A 14341-nucleotide genomic window follows, 5' to 3' on the forward strand; every position below is an offset into this window, starting at 1 on the left:
GGGGGCTGGACTTCCATGACGGAGCCCGAATTCACCGCGACGGGTGTACGGATAGAACGATGGCCCCGCTCGCTCACCCGGGCCGGGAAGGTCCTGATCAAGGACGGCAGGCTGGCGTTGCTGACCAGCAGGGGGCAGGAGATCGACAGCGCCCCGCTCGGGTCGGTCAGTGCCGTGCGGCCCTGGTTCGCCGGCGGGGACCGTACGGTCGCGACCGTCAACGGCACCCGCTACCGGCTCACCATGGGACAGGCAGAACAGGCAGAGCGGCCGGACCGCAGGCCCGACGGTTCCGGGGTGGTCGGCCGCTTCCTCGACGCGGTACGTGAGGCGCGGGGCGCACGAGAGTGATGAGGCGCGAGTTGCGCGGCCGTACCCGCTGGGCCACGCTGGTCTCACATCACTGAGCGTTCACCGGCGGTCACACTGAGATCCAGTCCACTCCGCCGGTCCACACAGCACTTCCGGACCTCATTCGGGGAGTCGCAGTCGTGATCAGCCAGCCAAGCAGGCATTGCACGGTGGAGTTGCAGGCTCTGCCGTCGCGGATCGGGCAAGTCCGCAGAATCGTATCGGCGCAGTTGCGCTACTGGCATCTCGATCCTCTGATCGACCAGGCAGCGCTGGGCGTCACCGAATTGCTCACCAACGTCCATCGTCATGCCCAGCCGGACAAGATGTGCATCGTCGAGATCGAGCTGCTGCTCGACCGGCTCACGGTGTCGGTGCATGACCACGATCCCCATCTGCCCACGGTCCGTGTCGCGGATCCGCTCGACACGTGCGGTCGCGGTCTCGCGATGATCGCGGCGGTGAGCGAGAGCTGGGGGGTACGGCCGGAGGGCCCCGCGGGGAAGGTCGTGTGGTTCACGCTGCCCGCGCCGACGCCCGCGGTGGCACTGCCGCCCTGCCCCGAGCCGCTGGCCCGGTCCGCCGTTGTGGGCTGACCGGGCTGAACGGGGCGACCGGGCTGAACGGGCCGACCGGGCCGCGTGCAGGTCGCGGAGGCCGGACCTTATTCGGTGGCGATGGCGCGCAGCACGTCCAGGCGCGCCGCCCTGCGGGCAGGGCGCCAGCCGGCGAGTGCTCCGGCGGCGAGGCCCACAGCCACGATCACCGCGATCCGCACCGGCGGCAGGGCGAAGGCGAACGCCGTGTCCCCCGCCCCTTCGGACGCCTTGACGAGCACCCAGCCGAGGAACGCCCCCAGGCCGACCCCGCCCGCCGTACCGAAGGCGGCCACCAGCACCGACTCCCAGCGGACCATGGCGCGCAGCTGCCTCCTGGTCTGTCCGACGGCGCGGAGCAGGCCCAGTTCGCGGGTGCGCTCGTGGATGGCGAGGGTGAGCGTGTTGGCGATGCCGAGCAGCGCGATCAGTACGGCGAGTGCGAGCAGGGCGTAGACCAGGGTCAGCATCATGTCGATGCCGCCGGCCGAGGACTGCGCGTACTCCCCGCGGGTCTGTACGGACGGGCTGCCGTAGGCGGCTGCGGTCTTCTTGACGGCGGCCTTGCCTGCGGCGGCCGTGACACCGTCCTTGAACGAGACCGCGACGAGTGTGTCGGAGTCCTGTCCGTGGTGCGGGGCCCAGGCCTGGCGGGTGATCAAGTAGTCGCCGGGGAGCTCCCAGCGGCTGTACTCGGCCCGTACGGTGAAGGTCTGCTGCCGGCCGTCGGTGAAGGCGAGCCGGACGGTGGAGCCAGGCTGCCAGCCGCGCTTGTCGGCCTCCTTCTTCGAGACGGCGATGCCGTCGGTGCCCAGCTGTCCGAGCGATCCGGTGACGGTGCCGAGGTCGAGGACCCTGGCGAGTGACGCCGGGTCGGTGACGGTCAGATTGCGCCCTGATCCGTTGACCTCCGCGACACCCTTGCCGAGGCCGACAGCCGTGGCCACCTCGGGGAGCCGGGCGAGCGCGGGGCCAAGCGCGGGGCTGAGTCCGCTGCCTCCCGCGCCGAAGGCCGGGGCGCTGACGGCGATGTCTCCCGCGAAGGAGCGGTCCACCGTCTGGTCCATGGTCGCCTTCAGTGAGGCGGCGAAGACCGTGAAGAGCGAGACGACGGCGACGCCGATCATCAGTGCGGTGGCGGTGGCCGCCGTCCGCTTGGGGCTGCGCAGGGCGTTGCGCTTGGCGAGGCCGCCGGTGACTCCGCGCAGCCGGTCGAGGGGGCTGCCGAGGGTCCGTACGGCGAAGGAGGAGGCGACGGGACCGAGTACGACGAAGGCCACCAGGGCCAGGACCGCGCCCCCTGCGGAGAGCCAGACGGACGGAGAGACCAGGGCCCCGGTGAGCACGGCGGCGATCGAGGCGACGCCGAGGGCCGTACCGACGACCGCCCGCTTGCGGGACGCCCCGGAGTGGTCGACCGCGCTCTCGCGCAGGGCGGCCAGCGGCGCGGTGCGTCCGGCGCGGACGGCGGGCAGCAGCGCGGAGCCCAGGCAGACGATGATCCCGACGACGAGGGGCAGGGCCAGGGAGAGGCCGCTGATCACCAAGTCGCCCTTGGGGAAGGGGAATCCGATGACGGGGAAGAGCGCCTGCAGTCCGGCGGCGATGCCGATGCCGCCGATGAGCCCCGCGGCGGAGGCGGTGATCGCGACGACCGTGGCCTCGGTCAGGGTGGCAGAGACGACCTGGCGGCGGGATGCGCCCAGGGCACGCAGCAGGGCGTTCTCACGGGTGCGCTGTGCGACGACGATCGCGAAGGTGTTGTGGATGGAGAAGGTCGCGACGAGCAGCACGATGCCGGAGAAGACCAGCAGGAGGGTGGTGAAGAGGGTCAGGAACTGTCCGGAAACCGCGTCCTGGCTCTCCTGGGCGGACTCCTGGCCGGTAATCGCCTCGACGCCCTTGGGAAGTACGGGCTTCAACGCGTCCACGAGCCGCTGCTGCGTGGTGCCGGGGCCTGCCCTGACCTGGATGGAGGCCGCCTGGCCCGGCTTGGGGGTGAGGTACGTCGACGCGTCGGACAGCGTCATCCCGGTGTAGGTGACCTGGGCCATCCCGTCCTCGCCGCCGAAAGTGGCCAGGCCGACGATGCGGACGGTGACCGGGTCGGGGGTGCGCAGCACGGTCGTGTCGCCGAGCTTCAGGCCCCCCTTGTCGGCTGCTCCGCGGTTGACGACGACCTCGCCCGGGGCGCTGGGGGCGCGGCCTTCGGCGAGCTGGTACGGGTTGAGTTTCGGGTCGTCGATCCAGTTGCCCGCGAGGGTCGGCGGGCCCTGCCCGCCGACGGGTTTGCCGTTGGACCCGACGAGCTGGCCCGCGCCCTGGATGTCGGGGACGGCGGCCGCGACGCCCGGGGCCTGACGGATCGTGGTGACGAGCGAGGTGCTCACCGGTTCGCGGGTGCCCTGGCCCTCGCCGGAGACGGTGACCACGTTGGAGCTTCGTACGACGGCGTCGGTGCTTCCGGTGGCGTTCGAGAAGAGGGTGTCGAAGCTCGCGCGCAGGGTGTCGCCCATGACGAGGGTGCCCGCGAGGAAGGCGACTCCGAGCAGGACGGCGGTGAAGGTCCCGGCGAAGCGCCGCTTGTGGGCGCGGAGGGACGAGAGGCTGATACGGAGGGATGCGGGCAGCCTGCTCATGTCCGGACACCCCTGGCGTCGAAGGCCTTGAGCCGGTCGAGGACCCGCTCGGCGGTCGGGTTCTGCATACGGTCGACGAGCCGCCCGTCCGCGAGGAAGACGACCTCGTCGGCGTGGGCCGCGGCCACCGGGTCGTGGGTGACCATCACGACGGTGCGGTCCATCTGGCGCACCGCGCGGCCGAGCAGGCGCAGCACCTCCTCGCCGGAGCGGGAGTCGAGGTTGCCGGTGGGTTCGTCGGCGAAGACGACGTCGGGGCGGCCGGCGAAGGCGCGGGCGACAGCGACGCGTTGCTGCTGGCCGCCGGAGAGTTCGCTCGGGCGGTGGTGCAGCCGGTCGCGCAGTCCGACGACATCGATGAGGGCGTCGGTCCACTCCTGGTCGCCGCGGGCCCCTGCGAGGTCCTGCGGGAGGGTGATGTTCTCGGCGACCGTCAGGGTGGGGATGAGGTTGAAGGCCTGGAAGACGAAGCCGATGCGCTCGCGGCGCAGGAGGGTGAGGCGGCGGTCGTCCAGGGTGCTCAGTTCCGTACCGCCGATGAAGGCGGATCCGGAGGTGAGCGTGTCGAGTCCGGCCGCGCAGTGCATCAGCGTGGACTTGCCGGAGCCCGAGGGCCCCATGATCGCGGTGAAGCGGCCGGCCGCGAAGTCGACGCTCACCCCGTCCAGGGCCCTCACTTCGGTGTCGCCCCTGCCGTAGACCTTCACGGCGTCGACGACACGCGCGGCGGTGTCGGTACGGACGGCGGTGCTCATGCCGCACCGCCCTTGCCCGTGCGGCCGAACTGCTCGTCCAGGACGGAGAGCCGGCGCCAGTACTCGTCCTCGTCGATCTCCCCGGCGGCGAAGCGCCGACCGAGCATCGCGATCGGCGAGTGCTCGCCGTGGGCGGCCCTTACCTGCCAGGGGCCGCGGCGGCCGCGCCAGACGGTGCGGCGCAGGACGGTCACGACGGTGAGGACGACGGCCGCCCAGATCAGCAGGAAGAGGAGGATCCAGGGGCCGGGTCCGCCGGCGTGCGCGAGGGTGTTCATATCGGTTCAGCTCCTTTGTGGGGAGGCGTTGTTGTTGATGTCGAGCCTCCCGCCGGGAGGGGGTCCGGGGCGTCCTACGGCCAGCGGCCGTCGGCGTACCACCGCGGGAGTACGGACGCGGTCCCCGGCTGCTTCCCGCATACCTCTGGTTTCTGTACCTACTGGTATGTACAGTGAGTCCATGAGCACTCCGGAGCGTCTGATCGAGGCCACGCGCGAGCTCCTTTGGGAGCGCGGTTATGTGGGCACCAGCCCCAAGGCGATCCAGCAGCTGGCGAGCGTCGGGCAGGGCAGCATGTACCACCACTTCGCGAACAAGCAGGATCTGGCGCTCACCGCGATCCGGCGCACGGCCGAGGAGCTGCGCGCGACCGCCGAGGCCACACTGGGGGTCGAGGGGGCGGCGTACGCGAAGATCGCGTCGTATCTGCTGCGCGAGCGCGACGTCCTGCGCGGCTGCCCCGTCGGGCGGCTCACAATGGACCCGGACGTCATCGCCGACGACGAACTGCGCGCACCGGTCGACGAGATGATCGCCTGGCTGCGCGGGCGGCTCGCCGAGGTCGTCCGACAGGGCGTGCGGGACGGGGAGTTCCCTGCCTCACTGGTGCCCGAAGAGATCGCATCGACGATCGTCGCCACCGTCCAGGGCGGCTATGTACTGGCTCGCGCGTCCGGTTCGCCGGCCGCCTTCGACGCGGGGGTCCGGGGACTGCTCGCTCTGCTCGCACCCCGCACCTGAGGAGACGGACCCATGCACGCCATGCAGTACGAGATCACTCTCCCCGCCGACTACGACATGGAGATCATCCGCAAGCGGGTGGCGGCCAAGGGGCATCTGCTCGACGACTTCCCGGGGCTCGGCATCAAGGCGTACCTGATGCGCGAGCGCGGTGAGGATTCACCGGTCAACCAGTACGCGCCCTTCTATCTGTGGAACGCTCCCGAGGGCATGAACGCCTTTCTCTGGGGGCCCGGATTCCAGGGCGTCGCCAATGACTTCGGGCGGCCGGAGGTGCAGCACTGGACCGGTCTGGCATACGAGGAGGGCCTCGCGGCCGGGGCCGCTCCGCGCAACGCCGTACGGCGCAAACAGCGGATCCCGGAGGGCGGCGACCTCGCCGCGGTGATCGACGAGGCGGTGCGGGAGACCCAGCGGCTGGCCCGTATCCACGGGGTGGTGTGCGCGGCTCTCGCCGTCGACCCGCGCCACTGGGAGCTGGTGCACCTCACACTCTGGGAGGGGTCGCCCAAGGCGGTCGGCGACCGCTTCGAGGTGCTGCATCTGTGCGAGCCCGAGCGGGCCGCACTGGGCCGGGGCAGGCAGTGGTGAGCGTCGTCCGCACCGTCCTCGGGGACGTGCCCGCAGGCGAGTTGGGGGTCACCGACGCGCATGACCATCTCTTCATCCGCAGTCCGCTGCTGCCGGGACAGGAGCTCGACGACCCGCAGCGGGCGCGCACCGCGCTGAGGGAGTTCCGCGAGCTCGGCGGCCGGACGGTGGTGCAGTGGACCCCGTACGGACTCGGGCGCGAGCCCGCCGCGCTGGTGACGCTGGCCCGCGAGACCGGGGCGCATGTGGTGGCCGCGACGGGGCTGCACCAGGCGGTGCACTACAGCGCGGCGACGCTCGGGCGGGTCGTCGATACGCTCGCCGAGCTGTTCGTGACCGAACTGACCGAGGGCATCGGGTCGACGGGGGTACGGGCGGGGCTGATCAAGGTCGCCGGGAGCTTCCACGAACTGGACGCGCACGCCAGGACGACCATGCGGGCGGCGGCCGCCGCGCATCACCGCACGGGCGCGCCCATCGCCGTACACCTGGAGCTGGGGACGGCCGCGCTGGACGTACTCGACCTGCTGTGCGGGGAGTTGGCGGTGGAGCCCGGGCAGGTGATCCTCGGCCATCTCAACCGCTCCCCCGACTCCGTGGTGCATCACGAGGTGGCGCGGGCCGGTGCGTTCCTCGCCTTCGACGGGCCTTCGCGGGCGAACCACGCCACCGACTGGCGGCTGCCGGAGGTACTGGCCTCGCTCGCCGAGGCGGGGTATGGGGACCGGCTGCTGCTCGGCGGGGACACCGTGGTGCCGGGGACGCCGGGGATGCCATATCTGCTGCGCGGGCTGCGTCCCCGGCTCGAACTGACCCTGGGCAAAGCGCTGGTGGAGCGGATCTTGATCGCGAACCCGGCGCGCGCCTTCTCTCTCGCCGGTTAGGCCTGGGCGAGCGCGGCCAGGGGGTCGTCAAGTACCGGCTGCCACGCCAACTCCGCCGCCCCGACCAGGCTGTTGTGGTCCAGCGTGCAGGGGAGGATCGGCACTCCGCCGCTCCTCCCCCACAGGCTGCGGTCGGTGACGACGGCGCGCAGCCGCTCCGGGTCGGCGTCCAGGAGCTCGCGGTGCAGGCCGCCGAGGATGATGCGGTCGGGGTTGAGGATGTTCACGAGGCCCGCGAGGCCGAGGCCCAGGCGGTCCACGATCTCCTCTGCGGCCGATCGCACCACGGTGTCCGTGTATTCGTTGCGGAGCAGATCGCGGGCCTGCTGGAGCAGCGAGCCCTCCGGGCCGGGGGTGCGGCCCGCCGCCGTCAGGAATGCGAGCGGGTCGGTCTCGACGTCGAGGCAGCCGCGGCTCCCGCAGTAGCAGGGGCGGCCCTCGGGGTTGACCGTGAGGTGGCCGACCTCCAGCGCGAGGCCCGAACTGCCCGTGTGCAGACGGCCGTCGAGGACCAGGGCCCCGCCGACACCCCGGTGCCCGGTGGCCACACAGAGCAAATGGGCGGCGCCGCGGCCCGCACCGTGGCGGTGTTCGGCCAGCGCGGCGAGGTTGACGTCGTTGCCGGTGAAGGCGGGTCCCGCGATGCCCGCGCCCCGTACCCGCTCCGCGAAGACGTCGCGGACCGGGGCGCCCGCGGGCCAGGCGAGATGCAGCGGGTTGAGGGCGGTGCCTTCCGGTTCGGCGACCGCGGACGGTACCGCAAGTCCCGCGCCCACACAGCGGAGCCCGGTCTCCGCGAGCAGTGCGGCGCCCGCGTCCACCACTTCACCGAGGACCTGCGCGGGGTCGGCTGAGACCGTGACGGCGCCGGGCGAGGTCGCCACGATACGGCCGCCGAGGCCGACGAGCGCGGCCCTGAATCCGTCGGAGTGCACCTGGGCCGCGAGCACCACGGGACCGTTCGCGTCGACGGAGAGCCGGTGCGAGGGGCGCCCCTGGGACCCGGCCGCCGCACCGGGCCTGGAGTCCACCCTGATGAGGCCGAGGGCCTCCAGCTCGGCGGCGACCGCACCGGCGGTGGCGCGGGTGACACCCAGTTCGGCGGTGAGCACGGCACGGGTGGGAGCCCGGCCCGTGTGGACCAGTTCGAGTGCGGGTCCGAGCGCGCTGCGGCCGCGTTCCAGTCGGGTCCTGGCCGTCGTCACCTTGCCGTTCATGGAGGTGAGTCTCGCATGATCCCGGGCGAAGGAATGCGTTCCGGTATCGCACTTGTACGGAGGGACCGCTGCCCCTATCCTTCATTTGTGCCGCTACTAAACAAACTACGTGCGGCCGTTCCGGGGGCAACCGGCGCGGACCCCGCCGCCGTCTCCCTGGCCCGCCTCCGCACCGCCCTGACCGCCTTCTTCGCCCTGGACGGCTTCCTGTTCGCCGGCTGGGTGGTCCGTATCCCCGCGATCAAGGAGCAGACCGGCGCGTCGGCGAGCACGCTGGGACTCGCCCTGCTCGGGGTCTCGGCCGGTGCCGTGATCACCATGACGCTCACCGGCAGGCTCTGCCGCCGCTTCGGCAGTCATACGGTGACGGTCGTGTGCGCCGTCCTGCTGTCCCTGAGCATCGCGCTGCCGCCGCTGACCCACTCGGCGCTCTCACTCGGCCTTGTCCTCCTGGTCTTCGGCGCGGCGTACGGCGGCGTCAACGTGGCCATGAACAGCGCGGCGGTCGACGTGGTCGCCGCACTGCGCCGCCCGCTGATGCCGGGCTTCCACGCCGCGTTCAGCCTCGGCGGCATGATCGGCGCGGGGCTCGGCGGACTGGTCGCGGGCGGCCTCTCCCCCACCGCCCATCTGCTGACCCTGACCGTCGTCGGACTCGTCGTGACCGCCGCGGCCGGTCGCGTGCTGCTGCGGTACGACGCCCCGCTCGCCCCCGAACAGACCGCCACCGAACAGACCGTAGCCGAGCCCGGATCGCGCCGGCTCGACCGCCGCAGCAGACGGCTGGTCGTCGTCTTCGGCGTCATCGCGCTCTGTACGGCGTACGGGGAAGGGGCCCTGGCCGACTGGGGCGCGCTCCACCTCGAACAGGACCTGCACACCCACCCGGGCGTCGCCGCCGCCGGTTACTCGGCCTTCGCCCTGGCCATGACGGCCGGCCGGCTCACCGGCACGGCCCTCCTGGAGCGGCTCGGCCAGACCCGTACCCTCGTCGCGGGCGGCCTGACAGCGGCCGCCGGAATGCTGCTCGGCGCGCTCGCGCCCACCGCCTGGCTGGCGCTCGTCGGCTTCGCGGTGACCGGGCTCGGCCTGGCCAACATCTTCCCCGTCGCGGTGGCACGCGCCGGCGCGCTGGCCGGCCCGAACGGCGTCGCCACCGCTTCGACACTCGGCTACGGCGGCATGCTGCTCGGGCCGCCCGCGATCGGATTCCTGGCGGACGCGTTCTCGCTCCCTCTGGCCCTGACGACCGTGGCGCTGCTCGCCGCCACCGCCGCACTCATCGGATTCCTCGCACGGAGCGCGGCACCCTCCACGTCCTGAGGGCGCTGACACAATCCCCCCATGGACATTGCTGATCACATCAAGTCACTCGATCGTGAGGGCCAGTTGCTGGCCGCGGCCGCCGAGCGGGCACGCACCGACGCCGCCGTGCCCACCTGCCCGGACTGGCAGGTGCGCGACCTGCTGTTGCACACCGGCACCGTCCACCGCTGGGCAACCGGCTTCGTCGCGGACGGCCACACCACACGTCGCCCCCTCGGAGCCGAGCCCGACCTTGACGGCGAGGAGTTGCTCACCTGGTTCCGCGAGGGCCATGCGGCCTTGGTGTCGGCCCTGCAGGAGGCGCCCGCGGATCTGGAGTGCTGGACCTTCATGCGCGCGCCCTCACCGCTCGCTTTCTGGGCACGCCGTCAGGCGCACGAGACCGCGATCCACCGGATGGACGCCGAGGCGGCCGCGGGTGTACAACTCAGCGCACTGGAGCCGGAGTTCGCCGCCGACGGCATCGACGAACTACTGCGTCTCTTCCACGCCCGGCCCAGGAGCCAGGTGCGCAGCGACGTACCGAAGACGCTGCGGGTCCGGGCGAGCGACACGGGTGCCGTATGGACGAGCCGGCTGACCAGCGAGCCGTCGCAGACCGTTCTCGGCGAAGAGGGTGCGGCGGACTGCGAGTTGACCGGCCCCGCCGAGCAGCTCTACGCAGCGCTGTGGAACCGACTGCCTCTCTCGACGGCCACCATGACGGGTGACTCCGCGCTCACGGAACTGTGGCGCGAGAAGTCCGGGATCTGACTCCCGTCTCTACGACACGGGCCGGAGCATCCTGGCGAGCACCGCACGCTGCAGCGGAAGCACTTCGGCGTGGCGCGCCCGGCCCTTGTCGGTGAGCACGACCCGGACCCCGCGGCGGTCCTCGCTGCACATCCCGCGGCACACCAGGCCGTCCTTCTCCAGCCGCGCGATCAGCCGGGAGAGCGCGCTCTGACTGAGGTGGACGCGCGCGGCGATCTCCTGGACACGGTAGGAATCGCCGCCGTCCTCCGCCGCGTTCTCCGACAGCACGTCGAGTACCTCGAAGTCGCTGGCGCCGAGTCCGTGCTGATGCAGCTCGCGGTCCAGCTCGCACTGGGTGCGGGCATGGAGTGCGAGGATCTCGCGCCACTCGTCCGCGAGAACACGCTCAGTCTTCTTCACCACCATGTCCGCACGTTAGCAGAGTTCGGCCACTTTGTTGCACAGGAATTAAATGCACTTGCACTCGATGCATGTGCATGTACTGTTCCCTGCATGACCTCACCGCTCAACGTCCCCGGCACACAAGAGCGTTGGAGCCCCCGCCTGTGGGGCACCCTTCTCGTGCTCTGCGCCGCGATGTTCCTCGATGCCCTCGATGTCTCGATGGTCGGCGTCGCCCTGCCGTCCATCGCAAGCGATCTGCACCTCACCACCTCGACCCTGCAATGGATCGTCAGCGGCTACATCCTCGGATACGGCGGCCTGCTGCTCCTCGGCGGGCGCGCGGCCGACCTCCTCGGCCGGCGCCAGGTCTTCCTGATCGCCCTGGGCGTCTTCGCTCTGGCGTCCCTGCTCGGCGGTTTCGTCGACTCGGGGCCGCTGCTGATCGCCAGCCGCTTCATCAAGGGCCTCAGCGCCGCGTTCACCGCACCGGCCGGGCTCTCCATCATCACCACGACCTTCAAGGAAGGCCCGCAGCGCAATCGCGCGCTCTCCATCTACACCACCTGCGCCGCCACCGGCTTCTCCATGGGCCTGGTGCTGTCCGGACTCCTCACCGAGGTGAGCTGGCGCTCGACCATGCTGCTGCCCGCTCCCATCGCTCTCATCGCCCTGGTCTTCGGCCTGAGGCTGATCCCGCGCAGCGAGCGCGACCGTACACAGCGCGGCTACGACCTGCCGGGCGCCGTCACCGGCACGGCCTCGATGCTGCTGCTCGTCTTCACCGTCGTCCAGGCCTCCGAAGTGGGCTGGGCCTCCGCCCGTACACTGCTCTCCTTCCTCGCCGTGGCGCTCCTGCTCGCCTCGTTCGTGGCGATCGAGCAGCGCAGCAGCCACCCGCTGATCCGGCTCGGCGTACTGCGCTCGGGCTCCCAGGTCAGGGCGCAACTGGGCGCCGCCGCCTTCTTCGGTTCGTACGTGGGCTTCCAGTTCATCGCCACGCAGTACCTGCAGACGGTGCTCGGCTGGTCCGCGCTGCAGACCGCGCTGGCCTTCCTTCCCGCAGGCGCCCTGGTGGCGCTCTCCTCGACCAAGGTCGGCTCGGTGGTGGACCGTTTCGGCACACCCCGGCTCATCGCGGCGGGCTTCGCCTTCATGGTGGTGGGCTATGCACTGTTCCTCCGTATCAGCCTCGACCCGAGCTACGCGGCGGTGATCCTGCCGACCATGCTGCTGATCGGCGCGGCCTGCGCGCTGACCTTCCCCTCGCTCAACATCCAGGCCACCAACGGCGTGGACGACCACGAGCAGGGCATGGTCTCGGGCCTGCTCAACACCTCGGTCCAGGTCGGCGGGGCGATCTTCCTGGCCGTCGTCACCGCGGTCATCACGGCGCACGGCAGCGCGGACGGCTCCCCGCAGGCGCTGCTCGACAGCTACCGTCCCGGGCTGGTCGTGGTGACCGTCGTCGCGGTCGCCGGGCTGCTGATCACGGTGACCGGGCTGCGTACCCGCCGGGTCGCGGAGCAGCACACGGTGCTGGTCGCCAAGTCCGAGCCCGTACGGGAGGAGACGGCGGAGCCGGTGTCCGTACGCGACTGACGGCGCACCGGACCGCACGAACAGGCCTGCGACCGACAGGGGTTCCTTGCCCGTCGGCCGCAGGCCTGTGAGACTTTCCCGTATGGGGCACAGAAGCCGGGCCGAGCGTGACGCGATGACCGTGGAGATCGGCTATGCGCTGGTCAGTGCGGCTTTCGTCGCCGTGGCCACCTTCGCCGGTGTCATCAGCCCGGTGTACTTCTTCGATCTGGACGGCACCGCGCGGCGGGCGCTGACCGTGGCAGCCGTCGTCGCCGCGGCGCTCGTCTTCGTGGTGCGGGTGGTGTACGTCCTGTGGTCCTACCGGGGCCGCCCCGCGCGTCAGCCGATCCAGCCAGGACGCACCAGGCCCGACTCGTAGGCGATGACGACCAGTTGGGCCCGGTCGCGCGCGCCGAGCTTCACCATCGTGCGGCTCACATGGGTCTTGGCCGTGAGCGGGCTGACCACCAGGCGCCGGGCGATCTCGTCGTTGGTGAGGCCGATGCCGACCAGCGCCATCACCTCCCGCTCCCGCTCGGTGAGTTGGCTCAGGCCCTCCCCCGACGCGGGCTCCTTGGAACGGGCCGCGAACTCGGCGATGAGCCTGCGCGTCACTCCCGGCGAGAGCAGTGCGTCGCCCTCGGACACCGTTCGTACCGCGCGCAGCAGTTCCTCCGGTTCGGTGTCCTTGACCAGGAAGCCGGAGGCCCCGGAGCGGATCGCCTCGAAGACGTACTCGTCCAGCTCGAAGGTGGTCAGCATGACCACCTTCACCTCGTCGAGTTCCTGGTCCCCGGTGATCCGGCGGGTGGCGGCGAGGCCGTCGAGCACCGGCATCCGGATGTCCATCAGTACGACGTCGGGGCGCAGTTCGCGCACCAGCCGCACCGCCTCGTCGCCGTCGGCGGCCTCCCCGGCCACCTCGATGTCCGGCTGCGCGCCGAGCAGCGCCCGGAAGCCGGCCCGGACCAGGGCCTGGTCGTCGGCGAGCAGTACGCGGATCACAGCGACTCCTTCGATACGGCGGCCAGCGGGATGACGGCCTCGACCCGGAAGCCGCCGTCCTGGCGCGCACCCGCCTCGATGGTGCCACCGAGAGCGGCCGCCCGCTCCCGCATTCCGATCAGTCCGTTGCCGCTGCCGCCCGCGTCGCCGCCGGTGGCGGGGCCCGCGTCGTCGATACGGAGCCCGAGGGTGTCCGGGGCGTGGTCGATCCTGACGTGTGCGGTGCGCGATCCCGAGTGCCGCACCACATTGGTCAGGGCCTCCTGGACGATCCGGAAGGCGGCGAGATCGATGCCGGGCGGCAGCTTGGTCATGGTGCCGGTTCTCTCGACGCGCACGGTCAGTCCGGCGCCGGACGCCTGCTCGACGAGTTCGGGGAGCCGGTCGAGTCCGGGGGCGGGCGCACGGGGCGCCTCTCCGGGCGCGCGCAGGGTGTCGAGGACCTGGCGCACCTCGCCGAGGGCCTCTTTGCTGGCGGCCTTGATGGTGGTGAGGGCGGTGCGGGCCTGCTCGGGGTCGGCGTCGAGGAGGGCGAGTCCCACGTTCGCCTGGACGTTGATGACCGAGATGGAGTGGGCCAGGACATCGTGGAGTTCGCGGGCGATGCGCAGCCGCTCCTCGTCCGCGCGGCGCTTCTCGGCGGCCTCGCGCTCGGCACGGGACCGGTCCCACTGTTCACGCCGTACGCGCGCCAGTTCGGAGGCGGCGACGATGGCGACCACCCAGGCGAGCACCACCAGCTCCTGTCCCCAGGGCGGGGCGTTGTCGCCGGTGGGCGGCAGCCAGCGGTAGAGCCCGTGGGCGACCAGCAGATGACCGGCCCAGAGCATGGCGACGGCCGACCAGGCGGCGCGNNNNGCCGCCTGGCTGTGCGCGGCGAACGTCGAGCCCGCCTGCACGAAGAGGGTGAGCACGAGGGTGGAGAACCAGGGCAGCCGGGTGCCCGGCCCCCGGAACCACTGCGGCTGCCAACGGGGCTCTCCGCCACGGGCCCAGGGCGGTCCGCCCCAGGGGTGTGCTCGCTGCTCTTCCATACCCGTAACGCTAGACCGGCGGCAGCGGCCGGGGCGTCAGCCCGCCGGGGTGATCACTCCTACTCCCCGCGGAGTAGACCGACGGTCTGGGCGAGTCCGTCGGCGGCGTGCGCGAAGAAGGCGTCGCGGTCCTCGACGACCCGGTTGAACTGGCCGAAGATCTCGAAGGAGACGAGCCCGAAGAGCTGCGCCCAGACGGTGG

At 71.5% G+C, this 14341-nt stretch carries 17 protein-coding genes; 9 read left to right on the forward strand and 8 right to left on the reverse strand.

The window, feature by feature from the left end; genetic code table 11:
- The first annotated feature begins 15 nt into the window (after positions 1-15).
- Positions 16-351, forward strand: coding sequence for a hypothetical protein (locus J0695_RS35215; protein ID WP_206968842.1), 336 nt, complete (start codon positions 16-18; stop codon positions 349-351).
- Between the two features lie 140 nt (positions 352-491).
- On the forward strand, positions 492-947 hold the full coding sequence (locus J0695_RS35220; protein ID WP_206968843.1) for an ATP-binding protein: 456 nt from the start codon (positions 492-494) through the stop codon (positions 945-947).
- 68 nt (positions 948-1015) lie between these two features.
- Here J0695_RS35220 and J0695_RS35225 read toward each other — a convergent pair whose 3' ends face one another.
- From J0695_RS35225 to J0695_RS35235, 3 genes are read right to left on the reverse strand one after another with little or no spacing between them, the layout of a single operon-like run.
- Positions 1016-3586, reverse strand: coding sequence for an ABC transporter permease (locus J0695_RS35225; protein WP_242553596.1), 2571 nt, complete (start codon positions 3584-3586; stop codon positions 1016-1018).
- Positions 3583-4341 carry an ABC transporter ATP-binding protein gene (locus J0695_RS35230; RefSeq protein WP_206968844.1) on the reverse strand — a complete coding sequence of 253 codons (759 nt, stop codon included), beginning with the start codon at positions 4339-4341 and terminating at the stop codon, positions 3583-3585. The genes J0695_RS35225 and J0695_RS35230 overlap by 4 nt, the downstream gene beginning before the upstream one ends.
- On the reverse strand, positions 4338-4619 hold the full coding sequence (locus J0695_RS35235; protein WP_206968845.1) for an SHOCT domain-containing protein: 282 nt from the start codon (positions 4617-4619) through the stop codon (positions 4338-4340). Before J0695_RS35235 ends, J0695_RS35230 begins: the two co-directional genes overlap by 4 nt.
- Positions 4620-4785: 166 nt before the next feature.
- Here J0695_RS35235 and J0695_RS35240 point away from each other — a divergent pair, with 166 nt between their 5' ends.
- Genes J0695_RS35240 through J0695_RS35250 form a run of 3 tightly spaced genes read left to right on the forward strand, consistent with a single transcriptional unit; the run spans position 4786 to position 6836 of the window.
- Complete coding sequence (locus J0695_RS35240; RefSeq protein WP_206968846.1) at positions 4786-5361, forward strand: TetR/AcrR family transcriptional regulator; 576 nt, start codon at positions 4786-4788, stop codon at positions 5359-5361.
- Positions 5362-5373: 12 nt separating this feature from the next.
- Positions 5374-5952, forward strand: a complete 579-nt coding sequence (locus J0695_RS35245; RefSeq protein WP_206968847.1) for a DUF4865 family protein — start codon at positions 5374-5376, stop codon at positions 5950-5952.
- Complete coding sequence (locus J0695_RS35250; RefSeq protein WP_307798868.1) at positions 5946-6836, forward strand: phosphotriesterase family protein; 891 nt, start codon at positions 5946-5948, stop codon at positions 6834-6836. The genes J0695_RS35245 and J0695_RS35250 overlap by 7 nt, the downstream gene beginning before the upstream one ends.
- On the opposite strand, the gene J0695_RS35255 is transcribed toward J0695_RS35250, so the two are convergent.
- The gene (locus tag J0695_RS35255; RefSeq protein ID WP_206968849.1) at positions 6833-8053 is read right to left on the reverse strand and encodes an ROK family protein; all 1221 of its coding nucleotides are present in this window, start codon (positions 8051-8053) and stop codon (positions 6833-6835) included. The two genes, J0695_RS35250 and J0695_RS35255, sit on opposite strands and share 4 nt — an antisense overlap.
- A gap of 87 nt (positions 8054-8140) precedes the next feature.
- Between J0695_RS35255 and J0695_RS35260 the strand changes: the two genes are divergently transcribed.
- Positions 8141-9376, forward strand: a complete 1236-nt coding sequence (locus tag J0695_RS35260) for an MFS transporter (protein ID WP_206968850.1) — start codon at positions 8141-8143, stop codon at positions 9374-9376.
- Positions 9377-9397: 21 nt separating this feature from the next.
- Complete coding sequence (locus J0695_RS35265) at positions 9398-10132, forward strand: maleylpyruvate isomerase family mycothiol-dependent enzyme (RefSeq protein WP_206968851.1); 735 nt, start codon at positions 9398-9400, stop codon at positions 10130-10132.
- 9 nt (positions 10133-10141) lie between these two features.
- Here the strand turns inward: J0695_RS35265 and J0695_RS35270 are convergent, their stop codons facing one another.
- Positions 10142-10540 carry a MarR family winged helix-turn-helix transcriptional regulator gene (locus J0695_RS35270; protein ID WP_206968852.1) on the reverse strand — a complete coding sequence of 133 codons (399 nt, stop codon included), beginning with the start codon at positions 10538-10540 and terminating at the stop codon, positions 10142-10144.
- Between the two features lie 87 nt (positions 10541-10627).
- Between J0695_RS35270 and J0695_RS35275 the strand changes: the two genes are divergently transcribed.
- Both J0695_RS35275 and J0695_RS35280 read left to right on the forward strand, forming a co-directional pair.
- Positions 10628-12118: an MFS transporter gene (locus J0695_RS35275; RefSeq protein ID WP_206968853.1), complete on the forward strand. Its 1491-nt coding sequence runs from the start codon at positions 10628-10630 to the stop codon at positions 12116-12118.
- Positions 12119-12200: 82 nt separating this feature from the next.
- The gene (locus tag J0695_RS35280; protein WP_206968854.1) at positions 12201-12479 is read left to right on the forward strand and encodes a DUF6332 family protein; all 279 of its coding nucleotides are present in this window, start codon (positions 12201-12203) and stop codon (positions 12477-12479) included.
- Here J0695_RS35280 and J0695_RS35285 read toward each other — a convergent pair.
- The 3 genes from J0695_RS35285 to J0695_RS35295 all read right to left on the reverse strand — a co-directional run.
- Complete coding sequence (locus J0695_RS35285; protein ID WP_206968855.1) at positions 12440-13105, reverse strand: response regulator transcription factor; 666 nt, start codon at positions 13103-13105, stop codon at positions 12440-12442. The two genes, J0695_RS35280 and J0695_RS35285, sit on opposite strands and share 40 nt — an antisense overlap.
- Positions 13102-14139, reverse strand: coding sequence for a sensor histidine kinase (locus J0695_RS35290; protein ID WP_206968856.1), 1038 nt, complete (start codon positions 14137-14139; stop codon positions 13102-13104). Before J0695_RS35290 ends, J0695_RS35285 begins: the two co-directional genes overlap by 4 nt.
- A gap of 59 nt (positions 14140-14198) precedes the next feature.
- Positions 14199-14341 (reverse strand): TetR-like C-terminal domain-containing protein (locus J0695_RS35295; protein WP_206968858.1); only part of this gene is annotated, 143 nt, incomplete at its 5' end.

It is taken from the genome of Streptomyces beijiangensis, assembly GCF_017315755.1.
Lineage (GTDB): Bacteria > Actinomycetota > Actinomycetes > Streptomycetales > Streptomycetaceae > Streptomyces > Streptomyces beijiangensis.